This is a genomic window from Endoryza foliicola, assembly GCF_050589245.1.
In the GTDB taxonomy this organism is placed as follows: Bacteria; Bacteroidota; Bacteroidia; order Chitinophagales; family Chitinophagaceae; genus Endoryza; species Endoryza foliicola.
Genome location: NZ_JBOBEW010000001.1, coordinates 108,948 through 129,383 on the forward strand (window position 1 = coordinate 108,948; position 20,436 = coordinate 129,383).

Consider the following 20,436-nt stretch of genomic DNA (forward strand, 5'->3'; position numbering starts at 1 on the left):
ACTGCTTGTCGCCGCTTTTATTATTTACATTGCGTTTTCGCGCTCCTCGAAATACGACGCGATCTATGAGCAGCTCAAACACCTCACTTCCCGAAATCAAAAAACTCCGCAACGAGATCAATTCGCTTTCGGCAGAAAAACCAAGTATTAAAAAAGAAGAAAGTTCAGCGCCAATAAAAGCACCTGTAACACCCGAACCACCCAAACCTGTTTACAAAGAAATTACGATTGTAGAGGCAAGTCCTGTAGAATTGGTTACTCCTAAAGAGGAGCCCCAACCCGAAATAATTGAACAATCGTCTTTGCCGACATGGCAACCCGTTGAGGAAGCGCCTGTTTCTTCGAAGTCAGAAGGAAGTTGGTGGGACAATTGGTTAAAGAACAATCCCGATCTTGAAAAATTTATAGGCGAGAACTTGTTCAACAAAATCGGGATTGCCGTATTAGTGCTGGGCATCGGTTTCTTTATCAAATACGCAATCGACAAGAACTGGATTGGAGAAGCAACAAGAATTGGCATTTCTCTTTTCGTAGGACTTCTTTTACTTGTATTGGCACATCTACTTAAAAGGAACTACCGTTCTTTTTCATCGGTACTAGTAGGCGGCGGATTAGCTGTATTTTATTTCAGCTTTGCATTTGCATTCCAAGAATATGAACTGATCTCTCAAACCACCGCCTTTGTATGCATGGTGGGCGTTACACTATTAGGCGTAGCACTTGCTGTTTGGTACGATCGAATGGAGATTGCAATTCTTGCCACCGTTGGAGGATTTATAGCACCTCTTTTGGTAAGCAATGGACAAAACAACTATCAAGCACTGTTTACTTATATCGCCATTTTAAATGGAGGATTACTCGTTCTAAGCTTCTATAAACGTTGGACCATACTCTCACCAGTCGCCCTTGGATTTACCATATTGCTAACCGGCGGTTCTTATATTTCAGCTCCAATCAGCTCTGATCCGGCACTCGCAAAAACACTCTTTTTATTCTACAGCATCTTCTTCCTCGAATTCTTTGGAATACAAGTGCTGTATAATATTCTATTGAAAAGACCTTTCAAGTCAATTGAGTTCATTCAACTACTCACCTTGTACATGCTCTATTTTGGTGCCGGATATACCACACTTGAATACAGTCAATGGGAGCAATACCAAGGTCTATTTTCTGCAGTGCTTGCAGCACTTAGTTTTATCGCAGCACGTGTATTTGCAAATATGAACGCAGACAGAAACCTTGTTCAATTGCTTACCGGCTTATCAATTGGACTGATTACGATGGCAATACCTATCCAATTTGGCGGGTATACCATTACCCTTTTCTGGGCAGTAGAAGCAACGCTACTAGCTTGGTTTTTTATTCGCACTCAGCAATCACTCATTCGTTATGCTTCTATTATTCTCTACGTGTTTACAGTAGTAAGTTTAATTAGTGATTGGACAGCTATCTATAGATTCGACATAGGACCGCTTCCGATCATTGTCAACAAAGCATGTTTAACCGGCTTGTTTGTTGTAGCAAGTCAACTATTGATATACTTCTTCAATAAAAGTAAACAAACGAAGGCACCTGATACTATACATCTGATATGGAAACCTGTAACAAGACTGGTACCCATATTGCTACTTTTCATCGCCGGAATTGCAGAAATCGATTACCAATTCAATCATCGATTAGCGGAAGCGGGTGTCAATGGTGTCTATCTTCAACTATGGGTAATGCTTTACCTCATTCTCGTTTCGCAGGTGCTTCCAAAATTAGGACTAACCATTATTAACAAAGCGGTACTAATTGCGCCCGGTTTTGCAGCATTTTACTATCTCTTCTCCGGATTATATATGAATAGTATCCAGGAAGATTTGTTTAGCATTGGCAAATATCAATCTTGGTTCAATGCCTACTGGCTCATCTTCCCAATGATGGTGTGGATATTCTATGTGGGTATTCGAGCATTTATGAAAGAAGAGTCGCTTCGAGCAAGCTTGGGAAAATCGTACACATGGTTCATCGTCTTTACTGCAACCTTCGTATTCAGCAATGAAACAAAATTGGCTTTTGTATGGTTAACAAGCAATGACCTCGCATCGTATCATTTAAACAGTCAACTATTTCAAAAAGCAGGTCTTACTATAGTATGGGCATTGGTGTCTTTTGTTGCCATCTATATTGGCCTACAAAAAAAGCTCAAGACCTTGCGTATTGCAGCGCTCGTGTTGTTTGGCATTACATTGGTGAAATTGTTTACTTACGATATCCAAAATATCAATCCGGCCGGCAAAATCATTGCTTTCATTCTATTAGGTGTTCTATTACTCGTCGTTTCTTTCATGTATCAAAGAATTAAAAAGCTGTTAACGGAATGAGGAGAGAAATGAGGAGACGAGGAAAAGAGGAGCTAGGATAAGAGGACAAGAGGAATGAGGAGGGAAAGCAGCCATCCTGAAAATCCTTTAATCCTGTAAATCCTGATCAGTGGTATTACTTAATTTTGCTCTAGTACAATACTACACCAAACAATTATCAAGTATCTCTATGTTTATCTACAATATCACCATCAAGTTCGAATGGGCCATTGGAGCCGCTTACATGAAATGGATGCAGGAAAAACACATTCCCGACATCATGAACACCGGCTACTTCGAGAAATACCAATTCGTAAAACTACTCGATATCGACGAAGAAGAGGGCCCTACTTATGCATTGCAATTGTATGCGGCCGACAGAGCGAACTACGAAACCTATATTCAGCAGCATGCACCTGCCTTGCGTGAAGAAAGCAAACAGCTTTGGGGCGATCGATGCATGACTTTTCGCACGCTAATGGAGGTTGTGAACTGAGTGTGGATAAGAAAATAATAGATTTGGGTAATTGAAAAATAACTGTAAATTCCTCTGAAAACCGCACCGCACAAGGATTACAGCCGAAATATCGTGAAACAGGCCACCAGAGCGAGTTTCAGCTCATTCACATTTCATTTATAAGAAATCATTTTGTTGCAAAAAATGGTGCAACCCTTGTCCCGTGCGGCTTACACACACTTAAAAAAATGTGATTGTTTATAAGAAAAATTTTGTTGGTATTGAAAAGCGGTTAAATTTGTCTCCGCTAATAAAATTTAAATATTACATCATGAACAAAGCTGAATTAATTGCCAAAATCGCTGACGATGCTGGCGTTACAAAAACTCAAGCAAACGCTGCTTTGGATTCTTTCATCGAAGCAGTTACTAAAACTTTAAAAGGTGGTGGTAAAGTAACTTTAGTAGGTTTTGGTACTTTCTCCGTATCAAAGAGAGCTGCACGTAACGGTCGCAACCCTCAAACTGGTGCTGTTATCAAAATCAAAGCAAAGAAAGTTGCTCGCTTCAAAGCTGGTAAAGAGCTTTCTGCTAAATTATAATGCTGCACCCGAAAAAGCATTTTATCGGCTCCGGTATATAGCTCTTGTCTATGTGCCGGAGCTGTTTTATTTTTGCAGCAATCTAAAAAACAGGTAAAAAATACATTTTATGGGTAGAGGTGATAAAAAAACCAAAAAAGGCAAAACTTTCAAAGGTTCTTTCGGTAAGAGCCGTCCAGCAAGAACAAAAAAAGCGGTAGCTAAGAAAGACGCCAAATAATTAAAAAAAGGAAAACGACATTGTCATTTTCCTTTTTTCTTTTAAGGGGCCAAACGCTCAATTTTCCAAGCCCCATTATCTTCTAAGCTGTATTGTATTCGGTCGTGCAATCTGCTAGGCCTTCCCTGCCAAAACTCCACTGTAACGGGCTTTACTCGGTATCCGCCCCAATGGTCAGGACGCTTCAAAGGCTCGCTTTTAAACCGCTCCGCCCATTGCTGCTCATTCTGCTCTAACCATTCCCGACCTTCAATTACCGTACTCTGTGGCGAAGCCCATGCTCCTATTCTGCTTCCCTCCGGTCTTGAATTGAAGTATACATCGCTTTCCGATCCACTTACCTTCTCTACAATACCTGTAATTCGCACTTGGCGCTCCAATTCCTTCCAGAAAAAGACCAAACAAGCTCTAGGGTTCTCCAACAAATCCTTGCCTTTATAGCTCGTATAATTGGTGTAAAACACGAACCCACGATGATCATAATCCTTCAAAAGCACAATTCGAGCCGATGGAACTCCATCAACCGATGCAGTGGCCAATGTCATCGCATTTACCTCTAAAATCTCCGCTTTTTGGGCCTCTTCCCACCATAGACTGAACTGAGCAATTGGATCATTTGATACTTCTTTCTCCGATAAACTGTGCATCTTGTAATCCTTCCTGATATCCGCAATTGTTGCCATACACTTCTCTTTTATTGAGGTACAAAATTACAGCCCTTTTGTTTTTAAAAAACTGACTTTTATCCGATCAGGAGGTCCTAAAATAAAAAAGCGCGGAGTACTGCTCCGCGCTGTATAACTAACATGACATGTGAACTACATCGTTGGGTTACTTTCTCCCCCTTGCATCGCTGAAATCTTCGCCAACAATCCTTCAATTTCCCCGATTCTACGCAATTGATTTTCCAGCTTTTTATTATGCTCAGCTACTTGTTGCAAATCGCCGTTCAATTCCTCAAGGAAATTTACCTTCTTCGCTAATTGTTGACGGTTGAAATTCGCTTCTCGCAATTTGTCTTCCACATCCGTCAAAAGACGCGACAAGCGTTGGTTTTCCTCCATCATCGACAAATGCTTCGTTTTCAACTCATCAAATTCTTTACTCAACTTAAAATACGACTGTTGCAATTCTTCGTATTCAAAATTTCGATTCTGTGGTTGAACAATATGGGTTTCTACTTTATGAATCTTCTCTTGCAAATTGCTGAATTCGCCATAAGCTTGCTTCAATCGATCCTGCATTTCCTTGGCAAGATCCTGCTGCTGTTTAGCGTGCTTCAGCTCGGCTTCCTTTTCATTTAAAATGCGCTTGATATCTCTCAACTCAGCTTGCAATTGCTCATTTAAACGAGTGCTTGCCATGTGCTTTTGCTCTGCGTCTTTCAGAAAATCGATCTGCTCGAGCAAACGACTGATCCGCTGATTGTGATCCAATAAACTCGTCTGTGTTTTCTTTAGTTCATCTAAATAGTCAAGAGTTGGAAGCTCAGCCGGCTTGGCTTGTAATTCCTTTTCTTTCTCCTCAAATTGCGCCTTTATCTCTTGTAATTGTTTTTCGAATTCTTCTTTTAATCTATTCTTCTCCGCCTCTTGTTCTTGAATCATTCTTTTGGTTTCTCTCCTCATTTCCGACAACTCTTCCTCAAACTGCTCCTCTAAGTCTTGTGCATCTTGAACTTTCTTTCTAAGTTCTTCTTGACGTTTTTCGTGAAGATCGAGTTCCTCGTAATACTTCAGGCGCCATTGATCAGCATCGCTGATACCTGCTTCAACAGGCTTTCTTTCTATTTGTATATTTTTCTTGGAAGAGATGAAGAAGTGAATAGCGAATCCCAGAATAGCAGCGCCTACTTGGAAGATGATGATCTCCAAGAGACTGATTTGAATACCCAGGATGATAGATAGCGTGTTCATAATGGTTCGGAAATAAGCATTAATTGCCCTTCACGGGAAGAACAAGGTAAACCATCTTTCAAGGGATTTTGAATCAGAATTGGAGGGATTCCAAAATAGGAATCAGTCCGAAAATTAGAAAGCACTTGCCGTATTTGCAAGTGCTTTCTAAAATATTTTTTACCGTATTGGTTATTAACCTCTTACAAGGGTCCCTACTTTCTCTCCACTAACCACACGGCGTAAATTTCCAGGTTTATTCATGTCAAACACAATGATAGGTAGGCTGTTTTCCATACAAAGTGTGAATGCCGTCATGTCCATAACTCGCAAGTTTTTCGAGATACATTCCTGGAAGGTAATGGTATTGAACTTGGTAGCGGTAGGGTCTTTTTCGGGATCTGCAGTATAGATACCGTCAACACGTGTTCCTTTCAAAATTACATCCGCTTGCATCTCAATGGCTCTCAAAGAACCGGCTGTATCAGTGGTGAAATATGGGTTGCCCGTTCCTGCTCCAAAGATCACTACACGTCCTTTTTCTACGTGACGGATGGCACGGCGACGGATATAAGGCTCAGCCACTTGTTCCATTTTAATGGCGCTCTGCAAACGTGTATAAACGCCTACTTTTTCCAACATTGCCTGCATGGCCATACCGTTGATTACCGTGGCCAACATCCCCATATAATCGCCATGAGCACGCTCAATTCCCGTTTCACCTTCATTCATACCGCGGTAGATATTACCACCTCCAATTACTACAGCCACTTGTACACCTAAATCAACGATTTCCTTAATATCTCTGGCGTATTTTTCAATAACGGCAGGATCTAATCCAAAACTCTTATCTCCCATCAAACTTTCGCCCGATAGCTTCAATAATATCCTTTTGTATTTGGGTAACATGTGTTGGTAGTTTGGTGCGCAAGATAAGAAAATTGTTTTAGGTTGAAATCGATAATATGTTCAGGCATGCCCGCTTCACTTGTACTTTGCTAGTGGCCTGAATTTGAACGCATCCGTAAGATTTTATTATCTTTAATCAAATCAACTTGAATGGGGAATCAGGATTTCTCGAGAAGAAAATTTGTGTCGTTAATGACCGGTTTACCGGCGCTCACACAGCTTCCTGTACAATCCACCATTCCTTCTTTCACCGGAACTTTCCCGGCAAAGCAATTGTTTGAAATTAAAGGCAATTACCTCAATGCAGCATATACGCATCCTATGAGCATTGGCAGTCGTGCAGAAATCAATCGGTTTCTAAACGATCGAATGCAAAACAAAAAAGAAGCACCGGGCTATGATGCCTTTGAAAGAGCAGAAGTTGCAGCAAGTTTTGCCCAACTCATCAATGCAGACCCTTCTGAAATAGCTTGGATTCCTAGCACTATGTATGGAGAAAACATGGTAGTGAATGGACTCTCACTACCAGGCACAACCGAGTCTATTGTTACAGACGGATTTCATTTTCACGGCTCCTTGCATTTGTACAATCAATTGGCAGCTTCCGGGAACAAAGTAACGGTGGTAAAACCCAGGAACAATCAAATTGACTTAAATGAATTAGACCAAGCCATTAAACCCAGTACTAAATTAGTAGCGCTATCACTGGTTTCCGCTACTACCGGATTTCAACACTCTTTAAAAGAGGTTTGTAAATTGGCTCATGCAAAAGGAGCATTGGTTTATGCCGATATCATTCAAGCGGCAGGCGCTATTCCGATTGATGTAAAAGATACAAACGTTGACTTCTGCGCTTGCGCAACCTACAAATGGTTAATGGGTGATTTTGGAATAGGATTTCTTTATGTAAAGAAAGACTTGTTACCAATGATGAAGAGAATGGCAATTGGTTACAGGCAAATGACCAATGAAGTGTCTCACGTACTTCCCTTTGACACACCCGGCAGCACTAGTTTTGATTCAGAAGCGAGGCAAGACATGAGCGGGCATTTCGAAGTGGGCACTTTCGCGAATAGCGGCATTGCCGCCTTGCGTTATTCCTTGCAATTGTTGCATTCGCTGGGCGTCTCGAATATCGCAGCCTACAGGCAGCCTTTGATCAATAAACTTCAAAACGAAATTGCAGGAGGTCGATTCATACCCCTAACACTAAAAGAAACGGAAGGACCCATTGTTTGCTTTGCCTTCAAAGACGCCGGCAAACTACTAAAACCTGCGCTGGAAAAAGAAGGGATCAATATTTCAGTATACGATCACATGATACGTATCTCTCCTTCTTTCTACAACAGTGCAACAGAAATAGATCAGTTGATTGCAGTTTTGAAAAAGTATCAATAGCGTGTACTAAGATAGTGATCTTATAATACCAATTACATCTTCCGCTCCCAACCCTTTGTTCTGCGCCTCTTGATACGATTCAATGGCAACTGCACCCAATGGATAAACGGCACCAGCCGATTTAGCGAGTAATACATCTTTTAACATCAGATCTAGGGCAAATGCAGGTTGGTATTCATGAGCGTTCAATAGCGGAGTTTTGATTTTTGTAGCACCGCTACCCACGGCACTTTCATTGATGATATCGAGCAATGCGCTGCGCTCCACTCCCAATTTTTCTGCAACCAATACACCTTCCGCCAATCCTTGATACAGAATTGAAAGAAAATAGTTGATTGCAATCTTCGCAGCCAGTCCTTTTCCATTTACACCAAGGTGTTTCACCAGTCGACCCATTTTTTCAAAGTAAGGCATGGCTCTTTCTAAGTCGGAGGTTTCACCACCCACCATAATAATTAAAGTGCCGTCAGCAGCCGGTTTCGTACTTCCTGCTACCGGTGCATCTAAGAGCGAAGCACGATGAGTTTTTAGCTTTTCACTCAAGGAAACAGACAACTGCTGAGAGATGGTGCTCATATCAATAAAGAGCTTTCCTTTTACATCTACCGAAAGTGCTTTAGTATATACTTCTTCAACGGAAGCGTCATTGGTGAGCATGGTGATGATAATATCGGATTGACTTACTAATTCCTCTATTGTTGCAGCTTTCTTCGTAGAACTTTTAAAGGCATCGGTTTTTCCGACTGTTCTGTTGTACACACTCAAATCGAAACCCGCTTTTTCTAAATTGAGCGCCATTGGCAATCCCATATTGCCCAATCCAATAAATCCAACTCTTTCAGTAGCCATGAGAATAAATTTTATGTGAAGGTAGGAAGGAAAGAGCTTGTGAATTCTTTATATGAATTCGAATCACGGAAATTAACCAATCAAAAACAACTAATGTGCGACCCCTACAGGGTCGTATTACCCTACTAACGATATTCATTGCTGCTACTAATGTTCGACCCCTACAGGGTCGTGTTGCCCTGTTAACGATATTCATTACCGCTACTAATGTTCGACGCCTACAGCGTCGTTAACTCCAGCTCTGAATCGTTTCCAATGAAAAATATATCTATCCTATCCAACTAAATCACTAATCCTGTGAATCCTTTAATCCTGTAAATCCTGATCAAACGAAAAGAGCCCCCGGAAATCCGGGGGCTCTCACATATTTCTTAACGAAGGAGATTATCCTAAAGCAACACGTTTGAATTCGGTTACCTTGTAATCACCAGCGCTCTTCAAGTAGTCACCTACAGTTTTGCTGCTGTCTTTTACGAAAGCTTGGCTCAACAAAGTGCTCTCTTTGAAGAAGGCATTCAATTTACCTTCAGCGATCTTAGCGATCATTTCATCAGGTTTTCCTGCCATCTTAGGATCGTTCTTAATTTGCTCAGTAACGATAGCGCGCTCTCTTTCAATTACGCTTGCATCTACTCCTGAAGGATCAACAGCAACAGGGCTCATTGCAGCAATTTGCATTGCAACGTCTTTACCTGTTTCAGCAGATTCTTTATCCATTCCCACCAATACACCCAAACGGTTTGCACCGTGAATGTAAGAAGCTACGTATGGAGCATCTACACGCTCAAATTTGGTAATACCGATTTTCTCACCGATAGAAGCCAATTTGTCGTTTACTAAGTCGGCAACTTTAGCACCGTTGATTGAAACAGCGTTCAATTCATCTAATGATTTCACATTGTTTGCAACGGCAGCATCCATAATTGATTGAGCGAACGCAACGAAGTCAGCATTTTTACTAACGAAGTCTGTTTCACAGCTCACACAAAGAGTGATACCGGTTTTGTTGTCTGCAGTAGTTTTCGCCAACACCACACCTTCTTTCGCTTCACGATCACCTCTTAATGCAGCAACTTTAGCACCTTTCTTACGCAACCAGTCGATCGCTGCTTCAAAATCACCGTTTGATTCTGTAAGCGCTTTACGACAATCCATCATACCGGCACCGGTAGCTTGACGGAGTTTATTGATATCGGCTGCAGATATAGTTACAGTTGACATATCTTTTATATTAAATGTTTATTGATAAAATACCATTCGCTTATTTACCAGCTGGGCGACGGCTTGCACCACCGGGAACACGGCGTTTTTGACCGCCTCTGTTACCACCACCGCGACCACCACGGCCACCTTCTGCTTCTGCTTCAGCTTGTAAACGTGCTGCTTTCTTTTCTTTTTCGTCATCACTTGATTCTTCTACTTCTTCATCTTTAGCAGCTTGTCTTTCAGCCAATCCTTCTGCAATTGCAGCAGTGATGTACTGAGTAATGATAGCGATTGATTTAGTAGCATCGTCGTTCGCAGGAATAGCGAAATCAACTTTGTTAGGATCGCAGTTCGTATCTACCATTCCGAAGGTAGTGATACCAAGGCGCTTTGCTTCAGCCAAAGCGATGTGCTCGTGGCCAATATCGATAATGAACAAAGCAGCAGGAACACGTCCTAATTGAGCGATACCACCCAATACTTTATCCATTTTATCGCGGTCACGACCCAAGGTCAAACGCTCTTTTTTAGTAAGGCTTTCAGCGCTACCGTCGTTCAACATTTTATCGATGCTCTGCATTTTCTTTACACTCTTACGAACGGTATTGAAGTTAGTTAACATACCACCTAACCAACGTTCTGTTGCGTACGGCATGTTTACTTTTCTAGCACATTCTGTAACGATCTCTTTAGCTTGTTTTTTAGTACCAACAAACATGATCTTCTTTCCACTACGTGCCATTTGTTTCATAGCAGCAGCAGCTTCTTGCAAGCTTTCAGTGGTTTTGTTAAGATCGATGATATGAATACCTTTCTTCTCAGCGAAGATATAAGGCAACATTTTAGGGTTCCACTTCTTACGCAGGTGACCGAAGTGTACACCGGCTTCTAAAAGTTGTTGTTGAAGAGAAGTGTTGTTTTCCATTTTTCTTGTATAAAAAGTTTACAATGTTTTTTTCGATGTAAGATGAGTTCCGCAAGAACCATCCACACAGTTGGAATACCCAACCGATATTAACGTTTACTGAACTGGAAGCTTCTACGGGCTTTCTTATGACCGAACTTCTTACGTTCAACAGAACGAGGATCTCTTTTCAGGATGCCCGCTGCTTTCAAAGCAGGACGTAACTCTGGGTTCATTTCAACCAAAGCACGACCAATACCTAATTTAGCAGCTTCTGCCTGACCTTTGATACCACCACCGGCAGCATTGATCTTAACATCTAATTTATCAGAAAGCTGAGCCACTTTCAAAGGCAACTCAACCTGATTTTGAAGGTATACTAAAGAGAAATATTCTTTGTAGTTTTTATCGTTCACAGTAATGTTACCGCTACCCTTTGAAATAAATACGCGGGTTACAGCTTCTTTACGACGACCTACACCATTTTTTTGCTTTTCCATTTTTATTTAAGCTTTATGTCGTTTGCCTTTTCGGCGCACAACTGATGAGATGTTTTAGTTTCGTTTAAATTAGAACTTCAACTCTTTGGGTTGTTGTGCTCCATGCTGATGCTCAGCGCCGGCATACACAAATAACTTCTTGATCATCTTACGACCCAAACGGTTCTTTGGTAACATACCGCGTACCGCTCTTTCCAACAAAGCTTCAGGACGACGTTTCAACAAATCTTTAGCGATCTCAATTTTTTGACCACCAGGATAACCCGAGAAAGTGATGTACTCTTTCTCTTCCATTTTGTTTCCTGTGAACTTAACCTTGTCTGCATTGATAATAATCACATAATCTCCGCAATCAACATGTGGCGTATAATATGCCTTGTTCTTACCACGAAGAACTGAAGCAATTCTAGCACACATGCGTCCCACGGTTTGATTGGTACCGTCAACAACATACCAATTACGTTGTACGGTAGCCGCATTCGCATGTTTGGTAGTGAAATGTAGTTTACTCATTTTAATAACTTTTTACCGGTATTCACCGATGCGTTTAAAAAATAGAACAGACGCGCCATCCCGCTTTTCTGCCCCCTTTAACCCTATTTTCATAGCCTAAAGGGACGCAAAGATAACCATCTCCATTCTCTCAACCTAAATTTCCGGAACCTATTTTTACAGCAGCCTTCATATCTTATTGATTATCAATAAATATTTTGTAACATAATAAATATCATATCAAATAGAGGCTGATTATCAATGTGTTAGAAACAACAGTAAAATGGTTATTTTTGCCGCCCTTTCGCTTAAATTGCTGCTCATTTCATTCTTATGTCATTACACCTCGGAAGAACAAGCTTCGGTAAACCCGAAAACAAAGGAAATTTGCTGACCCTCGATGAAGCCAATGCCCTTCTGGAAGAATGGGTGCCCAATGAACGCCTGCGACTGCACATGAAACAAGTGGCCGCCGTTATGAAAGCTTGGGCTCTCGAAAAAGAAGGCGCCGATGAAATCACCGCTCGTAAATGGGAACTAGCCGGCTTATTGCACGATGCCGATTGGGAAAAATACCCCAACGATCATTGCCGTATCATCATCGAAGAACTAGAAGCACGCAATATTGATCCCGATATCATACAATGCATCGCTTCGCACGGCCCTCGTCATTTTGGCGTACAGCCCGTTTCAGTAATGGACAAAATGATCTATGTATTCGACGAACTCTCCGGTTTCATACATGCCGCAGCTCTTATTCGCCCCACCCGTTACGAAGGGATGGACGTAAAGAGCGTATTGAAGAAACTAAAAACAGCCTCCTTTGCCGCACAAGTAAATAGAGAGGAAATTCAAGAAGCCATTGCTAGTACGAATGCTCCTATTGAAACGTATATAGAATTTATTTTAACTCATCAAGCCTCCGTAAAATGACAGGCCGGAAGCAAGCATCCTTTGTCATTGTTATGTACCTTTACGTCAATTGATTTGAATATGAAAAAGATCTTCTTGGCAACTCTTGGAATCCTACTCATTGCCATTGCATGCACCTATATATTTATTCCTACCACCCTTAAGGTTTCTACCGAAGTACCCGCTAATGCAAATCAATTTGCAGTGTTTCGAATGATATCATCAGAACAGAATTGGAAGAATTGGTTCCCATCAAGCTCCGGCGAATTCCAGTTTGCATTTGGCACGCCCTCATACAATAGTCAAGAAGTAATGATCAAAACAGATCCAAGCAAACCAATGATTGGAAGTCAAATGCAGGTGGTTTCTATTGATGCAGATTCTGTTTCAATTGGCTGGGAATGCTCTTGGAACATCGGCTACAATCCCTGGGTTAGATATACTGAATACAAAAAGGCCACCAAGCTGCTGAATACGATGAATCAGGTTCTTGATTCTCTCAAACAGTTTGTTGAGAAGAAATCGAATATTTATGGTTACGAAATCAGAGAGGCTAAAGTGAAAGACACCGTTTTAATGGCTACAAAATTTGAAACTATTGGATATCCCGATGTTGCAACTATTTACAAAAACATAAATACAATTCGATCCTATATTGCCAAAAATGGAGCTAAAGAAACCAATTATCCAATGTTGCATTTTTCTGATATGGGCAACAATACAATTGAAACAATGATTGGAATTCCAACAAACAAAATACTCCCAGATACAAAAACTATATTTCTCAAGCGATTGATTCTTGGAAACATTCTAGAAGGGGAAGTAAAAGGTGGACCGTACACAACAAAACAAGCGCTTAAACAAGCGGAAGTTTATATTCGGGACTACAAAAAAACGCCTCCAGCTATTCCCTTCGAAATGCTGGTAACAGACAGATCTGCTGAACCGGATACCAGTAAATGGATAACAAGAATATACTACCCTATTTTTTAATTGAAATGGTAGGTTTCAATTGAATCAACCGAACGCTGTCGTTATTCTTTGCTACTAAAAACGAATTCAGTTGTGCCACTTTTATTGGAGTTAACTGACGCACTTCACCACTCAAGGCCCTGCCTTTTAACATAAAGGGAAGCCATTGATTGTTGTTCTTATTCAATAATACGGTTCCATAGTTGGCGTCGTACCTCCCCATCTGAATATTGGCATGATAGAAATTGCCCGTCAGCAACAAATCAAGTTTCCCGTCTTTATCAAAATCTTCTGCCAATATATTCCGTATGGGCGACAATTGAGCCATCCAAGGCAATGCTTGTGCTTTAAAATTTCCTTTCCCATCGTTTACATACACAACCGATTCGAAAAAATTCGCTGTACGTATCAAAGCACTGTTCAACTTTGCCGGCTCAAACATCTCATCCAACTTCGCCTTCGCGAAATCTTCTGCATACAAAAACTTCTTCTTTATAAGTGGCAATTGTTTCTGCAATTCTTCTTTATTCGCAAAAGGAACTTCTTCGCCTCCAAGATAATAGGTTAGAATTTGTTCTTTCTTACCATTGCCATCGAAATCTTGAAAATACATCCTTACTGGCTCTTTCTTGGTTGCTTTTAACCTACTGTTCAACCCAAGATTTCCGGCCACAATATCAAGATCTCCGTCATTGTCTATATCCGCAGATTTTACCTTGTACCACCAGCCCTTCTCCTCGCCCACTAGTTTCCTTTCAAATCCATTGTTTGTTTTCTTAAACCATAATACGTTACCCCATTCAAGCGAGAGCAGTAAATCTGTTTTACCGTCTTTATCTAAATCCACCCATTCTGCATCGGTAACCATCCCAACGTCTTGTAACTCAGCATTCCATTTAGTTGTAACATCTGTGAAATGACCGGTTCCATCGTTCTTAAGCAAATAAGAAAGTGGACGATCCCCGTAATCGAAGGGTACAGTTCTTCCACCAATGAAAATATCTATAGCGCCATCTCCATCGAAATCGTTCAGTACTAAAGCTCCCGGAGTAGTATAAACGTTGTTGAATGCATTTGCAATTTCCGTTAACATCCCTTTCCCATCGTTTGCAAAAGCTCGAGGGCTTTGATGAACATCGTTGCCATAAAACTCATTTCCAGCGTCACCCAAAATAAGGTCCTGCGTTCCATCTTTGTTAATGTCAGCCCAAACAGCCATGGCTTCTTCAAACATGGTATCCGCTTCTAAGGCTGGTTGAGGTAGTCGTTTAAACTTACCATCTATTGTTTGAAGGTATACTCCGGGCTGGTAAGTTTTGGAGGCGCCAATAAAGAAGTCTTCTAAGCCGTCTCCATTAATATCTTTCACTGCCAGCGCCGGGCCCTCTCTAGAAATCATCTGAGGAATCAATGGCTCTCTATCAAACTCATTAAAAAGATTCTCTTCATGCTTAATTGCCAATCCGGCCCTAGCTGTAATATCAGTAACCTCCAAAGGAAGTTGCACATTAAAATGACCGGCATAGTCAAAAACAGGCAAATCTTTTGCAAACGAAAGGTTGATCATTTCTCCTTTAGTCAAATCCAATTTTTGATAGGTATTATTGGGCCAAATCAGAAAAGCGGAATCTATTTTTTCAGGCCCAACTGCTATGGTCATCGGAACTTCCATCGAGCTCCGAAAGCCTTTCACCGGAAACTTCTCAAACGACTTCAACAATTCCTTTTGATACACCAGTACCCTTGCACCAATTGCCTTGAGATTTAAGGAGTCGCCTTTTAGTGAGAGCGTAATAGAGGGGTGCTCCTTTTTATCATTGGTAGTGTTCTTATAAATGAGCACAGGATCGTCAACATTGTTCACCACGATATCGAGATCACCATCATTATCAAGATCGGCATATACAGAGCCATTAGAAAAAGTTGGCTGGTCCCCTTTGATTCGTCCTGTAAGGTCTTCAAACTGCAAATTTTTTTTATTGAGGAAGAAACGGTTGGGAAGTTTGATCTCAGGGAATTTCTTTAGCAAGGCCATGTCCTTATCCTCGAGTGTATTCTCGCGAATCTTCGCTTGCAGTTCTTCGTTTGAAACAAAACTAACATAGTCGATGTCGTTAAGTCGTTTTGGAATGCCGTTCGAAATGAACAAATCCTTCCATCCATCATTATCAAAATCCATCCATAATGGGGCCCAACTCCAATCAGTGGCATACACGCCTGAATACAATCCCACCTCGCTAAATTGTCCATTTCCTTGATTCCATTGTAAATTATTCCGAGTGTATTGATGGTTGTAGCCAAACCCAATTTTGTAGTTGAATAAATTATAAGAATCTTCGCCTAATGACCTGCGTAAAATATAGGAGTCGGAAGGAAGCATGTCCATTGATATGATCTCCGGTGCACCATCGTTGTTGGCATCGGCAACATCTACTCCCATCGAGAATTGACTGGTGTGCAGAATCTGATCTCTCAACACTTCTTTAAAAGTTCCATTCTTTTGATTGATATAGAGATAATCATTTTCATGAAAATCATTCCCTATATAAAGATCAGGATAGCCGTCGTTGTTGATGTCACTTGTTGCTATTCCCAAACCATATCCGATGATGGAACTATTGATGCCAACCGTTCGAGTGATTTCTGTGAATCGACCGCCTTCGTTTTTGTAAAAGCGATCACCTGCTAAACTATCGTAGGTGTTCTCGTATGTTTTTCTTTCTGAAAAAGTTCCATTGAATCGAAGCGAATGGTTCATCAGGTACATGTCTAAATCACCATCCAAATCGTAGTCGAAAAAAGCCGCTTGCGTAGAGAATCCGGAAAAGGCTAACCCCATTTCAGTTGCCATATCCTTATACAGGGGTATACCTTCTTTTGAAATGGACTGACAGATCAAAAACTGATTCTTGCTCTTCAAAGTCTCAAAGTTACCAACCCTGCAAATGTAGATATCGAGCATTCCGTCGTGATTGATGTCTACAACCGATACACCGGTAGACCATCCTCCATCATTTGGGATCGCAGCTTTCTCAGAAACATCTTCGAATTTCAACTTTCCACGGTTGAGATATAATTTGTTTTGAACCTGATTTCCTGAAAAAAACAAATCAATAGAACCATCATTATTAAAATCGCCTGCACCTACTCCCGCCCCATTGTAGAAGTACATGTATTTAAACATATTGAAGCTGGCTGTGGGAGTCAACTTATTTGTAAAATTGATTCCGGATTCGTTTTCTTTCACTACCTCGAACAAAGCGGGCACATCTGATTTTGATGTGCATGCCACCATTAAAAAGGCACTCATCAACAATCCTAAAAACAACCGAAAGGTTTTATATACCAACAACTGATTCATTTCTTCTATTTGGAATTCACTTTATAGATTCTCGGTTTTTCATCATTGATCAGGAACAATAGTCTTTTCGTTTTTCCTGAATTCAATTGAATGATGTCTCTGATTTGGCCCGTAATCATCAACCCTGATTCTTGGGATGACAGCAGTCTCCAATTCTTTGCCGCATCGGAAATTAATACTTGCCCGAAGCTCGCGTCCAATCTGCAGAACTGTGGCAACATATTGAATCGATTACCTCCGGCAATGATCTCGGGCTTGCCGTCGCCATTAATATCCTCCACAGTTATTGCATTCACAGAACTCCACTGAACTTCATCGGGCAGTCGCACCAAACTGAATTGGCCTTTTCCATCGTTATATGCCACCATCGTGCTTCCGTTGGTAAATGTTTTTACTTCACAAGATTTCAGCACGTCGGCAGAGAACAGTTCTTGAATCGATTTCTTTCCAAACTCTTCGTATTTCAAATTCTGCTTCTTGATCGACACCACTTGATCAGTTAATTCTCGCTTCAAGAAAACAGGCACATCCTTCCCATTGATCGTTCTCGTAATTATTTTTTCTACAGATCCGTTTTTATCATAATCATTGATCCACATTTTTACAGGAGCATGAGTAGAAGGTTGCAAGTAAAAGTTTTCTCCGATGTTTCCCAGAATCAAATCCTCGTCTCCATCACCATCTAAATCTCCAGCAGCAATTGATTGCCACCATCCATTTTCTTTCGACAATCCAATTTCTATTTCTTTAGCAGAGCCGCCACTAAAACTAAAAGCCTTGGGCTGCATCCACTCACCTGCCACCACCAATTCTTTTTCCGGACTTTGATTGATATTTACCCATACTGCTCCCGTTAGTAGTCCAAGTTTTTCTAACCCAGTTGCTCTCTGTGGTGTTACATCTGTAAACACTCCCTTGCCATTGTTTTCAAGAAGAAAAGAAGTTGGCGTTGGACCGTAATTCAACGAAATGCTTCTACTTCCAACAAAAAGATCCAAATCGCCATCGCTATCGAAATCAAGCGCCACTACAAAAGCATTGTTGGTGCTACTTGAAGGCAATGCAGTACTGTCGAATTTGAAATTTCCTTTGCCATCGTTCTTAAATAGACGGTTATTCAACTCTTTGCTGTCCGGATCCCGGTTGTTGCCGGCCGAACCTACAAACAAGTCTAAATCCTTATCACCATCTGCATCAAAGAATAGCACTCCCATATCTTCTGACTCGGCAAATCTTTCAAATTCAGGGTTAAGCTTTTGTTGAAAACGACCATTAGACAATTGAAGATACAGTTGACCGGCCTGACGACTAGCGCCCCCAACATAGAGATCTTCCAACCCATCTCCGTTTACATCCCCTTTGGCTGCTTTCGGACCTTCATGAGAAACAAATAGCGGAATGTTGCGATCGTAATATGAATCAATGAACCCATCTTCCTGATGTTTCACAAAAGCACTGTCTTGAAAACTTAAAACAGGGGTAGGCGCCGCGGTACCTCCGGTGTTTCCTGCAACAGCCTGCTCCCAGCTAAAAGAGTGTACTTTGTTCAATTCGGGAGTACGCATCACCGATATTTTGTTATCGGGCCATTCCACTACAATCGAATCTGCTTTTTCTTTTCCCAGCCCTGCAATTATTTTGTAGTCTACAGAACTTTGAAAGCCTCTGCTTGGGATCAACTCTTTATAGATGATCTCTTTTCCTTTGAATATCTTAACTTTTGAACCAATAGCAAAGGTGTTTTTATCCTTTCCTTTTAGGCTTACGCCAATAAAGTTATTCTTTTGCAATTCATTGGCTTTGTTTTGATACACAAAACTCTCCATGTTTACATTATTGATCACCATATCCAGATCTCCATCATTGTCTAAATCCCCATATGCTGCGCCGTTAGAAAACGAAGGTGTAGCGAAGCCCCAATTTTCAGCTTCGTCTTTAAATTTCATATGACCAATATTATGAAAGGCCTTATTTGGAATGGGCACTGAAGGCATTTTCTTGATAATTTCATCGAATTGTTCCTTCTGCCCTGTCATCACCATTTTTTGAACTACGTCGTTAGCAAAGAAGTCGATGAAGTCTTGGTTGGTTACGTCATTGTAGATACCATTGCAAACAAAAAGGTCGGAGAGACCATCATTATCGGCATCGAAGATAAGCCCACCCCAGCTCCAATCGGAGGCTGCTACACCACCATAGAAGGCTGTTTCTTTAAACTTGCCGTTTCTATCGTTTACTTGCAATACGTTTTGCATGAACTGGTAGTAAAACCCTGTTTTAACTTTCAGTTGTTGAACATCGATGTTTTCAAAAGAGGTAGTCGTTTTTAAGCGAAAATCATTATCAGGAAGCATCTCAGTAACGAAGAGGTCAGGATAGCCGTCGTTGTTAATATCAGCCAAATCAGCGCCCATGCTAGAGTGACTAAGGTGCTGAACCCAATTCTCCAGTTCGTCTTTAAAGGTTCCATTTTTCTGATTGATATAGAGGTAGTCTCTTTCAAAGAAGTCGTTAGAAACGTATACATCCGGATAATGATCACCGTTTACATCTCCCACTGTTACACCCAAACCAAAGCTGATCAAACTGCCATAGATACCGGCCTCTGTACTAATATCGATGTATTTGCCATTGTCGTTCCTAAGAAATCGATCGCCACCTCCTTTGAGGTAATCGGCAACGGGCCAGTCTTTTGCCCTTAGTTCGCGCTTGTTTTCGTAATTAAGGGTATTAACTGGAATAAAGCTGTTATTAATGATAAACACGTCTAAATCGCCGTCCAAATCATAATCGAAGAAAGCGGCGTGTGTAGCGTATCCGCCTTTGTTTTGTAGGCCATAGTTTTCTGCTTCTTCGGTGAACGTATTGTTATGTTGGTTTATATAGAGTTTGCTTACAGGTGGTTGTCCGTTAATAAACCCTGCATTGCACACGTAAATATCGAGCCACCCGTCACTATTAATATCCACCATTACTACGCCAGTACTCCACTGATTACCTACTTGAATTTTAGCAGTGCTTGTTATGTCGTCAAACTTCCATGCTCCTTTGTTTAAGTAGAGTTTGTTTTCACTCATTTTAGAGGTCATGAACACATCTGCCAGTCCATCATTATTAATATCACCAATTGCAACACCGCCGCCATTGTAGAAATTGCGATAGCTGAAGATGTTAAAATCGGGGCTATTAGAAACTTTATTGATGAAGTTGATGCCGGTATTTGATTTTAGTTCAAACAAGGCATTAGGGTTATTGGTGGTTGCCTTTGGGTTACAAGCGAAGCAAGCCAATATAGTTACAAAGATTCCGGTGCCAAATATTTTTGAAATAGAGGTGGTCATATTTATCAAATGCTTAATTCGAAAAGTAGTCCATTTAAAATAGCAAAAAGGCCATAAAAATATGACCCTTTTGC

Annotated in this window: 17 protein-coding genes; 7 read left to right on the forward strand and 10 right to left on the reverse strand. The window is 41.0% G+C overall.

Annotated elements, in window-relative coordinates:
- The first annotated feature begins 65 nt into the window (after positions 1 to 65).
- From ACQ2HE_RS00420 to ACQ2HE_RS00435, 4 genes are all read left to right on the forward strand, one after another.
- Positions 66 to 2,366 (forward strand): DUF2339 domain-containing protein, encoded by a 2,301-nt coding sequence (locus ACQ2HE_RS00420; RefSeq protein WP_430895636.1) that lies wholly within the window; start codon positions 66 to 68, stop codon positions 2,364 to 2,366.
- A 109-nt stretch (positions 2,367 to 2,475) separates the two neighbouring features.
- Positions 2,476 to 2,841, forward strand: coding sequence for a DUF4286 family protein (locus ACQ2HE_RS00425; RefSeq protein ID WP_430895634.1), 366 nt, complete (start codon positions 2,476 to 2,478; stop codon positions 2,839 to 2,841).
- Between the two features lie 292 nt (positions 2,842 to 3,133).
- Positions 3,134 to 3,403 carry an HU family DNA-binding protein gene (locus tag ACQ2HE_RS00430; RefSeq protein WP_430895632.1) on the forward strand — a complete coding sequence of 90 codons (270 nt, stop codon included), beginning with the start codon at positions 3,134 to 3,136 and terminating at the stop codon, positions 3,401 to 3,403.
- Between the two features lie 109 nt (positions 3,404 to 3,512).
- Positions 3,513 to 3,623: a 30S ribosomal protein THX gene (locus ACQ2HE_RS00435; protein WP_430895630.1), complete on the forward strand. Its 111-nt coding sequence runs from the start codon at positions 3,513 to 3,515 to the stop codon at positions 3,621 to 3,623.
- 41 nt (positions 3,624 to 3,664) lie between these two features.
- On the opposite strand, the gene pdxH is transcribed toward ACQ2HE_RS00435, so the two are convergent.
- The 3 genes from pdxH to pyrH form a co-directional block, all read right to left on the reverse strand.
- Complete coding sequence (pdxH, locus tag ACQ2HE_RS00440) at positions 3,665 to 4,306, reverse strand: pyridoxamine 5'-phosphate oxidase (RefSeq protein WP_430895628.1); 642 nt, start codon at positions 4,304 to 4,306, stop codon at positions 3,665 to 3,667.
- A 135-nt stretch (positions 4,307 to 4,441) separates the two neighbouring features.
- Complete coding sequence (locus ACQ2HE_RS00445; protein WP_430895626.1) at positions 4,442 to 5,539, reverse strand: coiled-coil domain-containing protein; 1,098 nt, start codon at positions 5,537 to 5,539, stop codon at positions 4,442 to 4,444.
- Positions 5,540 to 5,713: 174 nt separating this feature from the next.
- Positions 5,714 to 6,427: a UMP kinase gene (pyrH, locus tag ACQ2HE_RS00450; protein WP_430895624.1), complete on the reverse strand. Its 714-nt coding sequence runs from the start codon at positions 6,425 to 6,427 to the stop codon at positions 5,714 to 5,716.
- A 150-nt stretch (positions 6,428 to 6,577) separates the two neighbouring features.
- On the opposite strand from pyrH, the gene ACQ2HE_RS00455 reads away from it, so the two are divergent.
- Positions 6,578 to 7,825 carry an aminotransferase class V-fold PLP-dependent enzyme gene (locus ACQ2HE_RS00455; protein ID WP_430895622.1) on the forward strand — a complete coding sequence of 416 codons (1,248 nt, stop codon included), beginning with the start codon at positions 6,578 to 6,580 and terminating at the stop codon, positions 7,823 to 7,825.
- Positions 7,826 to 7,831: 6 nt separating this feature from the next.
- Here ACQ2HE_RS00455 and ACQ2HE_RS00460 read toward each other — a convergent pair whose 3' ends face one another.
- The 5 genes from ACQ2HE_RS00460 to rplM form a co-directional block, all read right to left on the reverse strand.
- A complete protein-coding gene (locus ACQ2HE_RS00460) occupies positions 7,832 to 8,674 on the reverse strand; it encodes an NAD(P)-dependent oxidoreductase (RefSeq protein ID WP_430895620.1) in 843 nt (280 codons plus the stop codon).
- A gap of 384 nt (positions 8,675 to 9,058) precedes the next feature.
- Positions 9,059 to 9,895, reverse strand: a complete 837-nt coding sequence (tsf, locus tag ACQ2HE_RS00465; RefSeq protein ID WP_430895618.1) for a translation elongation factor Ts — start codon at positions 9,893 to 9,895, stop codon at positions 9,059 to 9,061.
- 40 nt (positions 9,896 to 9,935) lie between these two features.
- The gene (gene rpsB, locus ACQ2HE_RS00470; protein ID WP_430895616.1) at positions 9,936 to 10,805 is read right to left on the reverse strand and encodes a 30S ribosomal protein S2; all 870 of its coding nucleotides are present in this window, start codon (positions 10,803 to 10,805) and stop codon (positions 9,936 to 9,938) included.
- Positions 10,806 to 10,894: 89 nt separating this feature from the next.
- Positions 10,895 to 11,284 carry a 30S ribosomal protein S9 gene (rpsI, locus tag ACQ2HE_RS00475; protein ID WP_430895614.1) on the reverse strand — a complete coding sequence of 130 codons (390 nt, stop codon included), beginning with the start codon at positions 11,282 to 11,284 and terminating at the stop codon, positions 10,895 to 10,897.
- A gap of 69 nt (positions 11,285 to 11,353) precedes the next feature.
- On the reverse strand, positions 11,354 to 11,797 hold the full coding sequence (gene rplM, locus ACQ2HE_RS00480; RefSeq protein ID WP_430895612.1) for a 50S ribosomal protein L13: 444 nt from the start codon (positions 11,795 to 11,797) through the stop codon (positions 11,354 to 11,356).
- A 312-nt stretch (positions 11,798 to 12,109) separates the two neighbouring features.
- Between rplM and ACQ2HE_RS00485 the strand changes: the two genes are divergently transcribed.
- Entirely contained in the window at positions 12,110 to 12,709 is a 600-nt protein-coding gene (locus ACQ2HE_RS00485) for a hydrolase (protein ID WP_430895610.1), read from the forward strand.
- A gap of 60 nt (positions 12,710 to 12,769) precedes the next feature.
- On the forward strand, positions 12,770 to 13,681 hold the full coding sequence (locus ACQ2HE_RS00490) for a GyrI-like domain-containing protein (protein WP_430895608.1): 912 nt from the start codon (positions 12,770 to 12,772) through the stop codon (positions 13,679 to 13,681).
- On the opposite strand, the gene ACQ2HE_RS00495 is transcribed toward ACQ2HE_RS00490, so the two are convergent.
- Both ACQ2HE_RS00495 and ACQ2HE_RS00500 read right to left on the reverse strand, forming a co-directional pair.
- Entirely contained in the window at positions 13,671 to 17,021 is a 3,351-nt protein-coding gene (locus tag ACQ2HE_RS00495; RefSeq protein WP_430895607.1) for a VCBS repeat-containing protein, read from the reverse strand. The two genes, ACQ2HE_RS00490 and ACQ2HE_RS00495, sit on opposite strands and share 11 nt — an antisense overlap.
- Before the next feature lie 5 nt (positions 17,022 to 17,026).
- Entirely contained in the window at positions 17,027 to 20,362 is a 3,336-nt protein-coding gene (locus ACQ2HE_RS00500; protein ID WP_430895605.1) for a VCBS repeat-containing protein, read from the reverse strand.
- Positions 20,363 to 20,436: the final 74 nt, after the last annotated feature.

Excerpts from the sequence above, each read along its gene's own strand:
- ACQ2HE_RS00420 (WP_430895636.1), top strand. The coding sequence starts at position 66 with ATGAGCAGCTCAAACACCTCACTTCCCGAAATCAAAAAACTCCGCAAC.
- ACQ2HE_RS00430 (WP_430895632.1), top strand. The coding sequence starts at position 3,134 with ATGAACAAAGCTGAATTAATTGCCAAAATCGCTGACGATGCTGGCGTT.
- ACQ2HE_RS00435 (WP_430895630.1), top strand. The coding sequence starts at position 3,513 with ATGGGTAGAGGTGATAAAAAAACCAAAAAAGGCAAAACTTTCAAAGGT.
- pdxH (WP_430895628.1), bottom strand. The coding sequence starts at position 4,306 with ATGGCAACAATTGCGGATATCAGGAAGGATTACAAGATGCACAGTTTA.
- ACQ2HE_RS00445 (WP_430895626.1), bottom strand. The coding sequence starts at position 5,539 with ATGAACACGCTATCTATCATCCTGGGTATTCAAATCAGTCTCTTGGAG.
- pyrH (WP_430895624.1), bottom strand. The coding sequence starts at position 6,427 with ATGTTACCCAAATACAAAAGGATATTATTGAAGCTATCGGGCGAAAGT.
- ACQ2HE_RS00455 (WP_430895622.1), top strand. The coding sequence starts at position 6,578 with ATGGGGAATCAGGATTTCTCGAGAAGAAAATTTGTGTCGTTAATGACC.
- ACQ2HE_RS00460 (WP_430895620.1), bottom strand. The coding sequence starts at position 8,674 with ATGGCTACTGAAAGAGTTGGATTTATTGGATTGGGCAATATGGGATTG.
- tsf (WP_430895618.1), bottom strand. The coding sequence starts at position 9,895 with ATGTCAACTGTAACTATATCTGCAGCCGATATCAATAAACTCCGTCAA.
- rpsB (WP_430895616.1), bottom strand. The coding sequence starts at position 10,805 with ATGGAAAACAACACTTCTCTTCAACAACAACTTTTAGAAGCCGGTGTA.
- rpsI (WP_430895614.1), bottom strand. The coding sequence starts at position 11,284 with ATGGAAAAGCAAAAAAATGGTGTAGGTCGTCGTAAAGAAGCTGTAACC.
- rplM (WP_430895612.1), bottom strand. The coding sequence starts at position 11,797 with ATGAGTAAACTACATTTCACTACCAAACATGCGAATGCGGCTACCGTA.
- ACQ2HE_RS00485 (WP_430895610.1), top strand. The coding sequence starts at position 12,110 with ATGTCATTACACCTCGGAAGAACAAGCTTCGGTAAACCCGAAAACAAA.
- ACQ2HE_RS00490 (WP_430895608.1), top strand. The coding sequence starts at position 12,770 with ATGAAAAAGATCTTCTTGGCAACTCTTGGAATCCTACTCATTGCCATT.
- ACQ2HE_RS00495 (WP_430895607.1), bottom strand. The coding sequence starts at position 17,021 with ATGAATCAGTTGTTGGTATATAAAACCTTTCGGTTGTTTTTAGGATTG.
- ACQ2HE_RS00500 (WP_430895605.1), bottom strand. The coding sequence starts at position 20,362 with ATGACCACCTCTATTTCAAAAATATTTGGCACCGGAATCTTTGTAACT.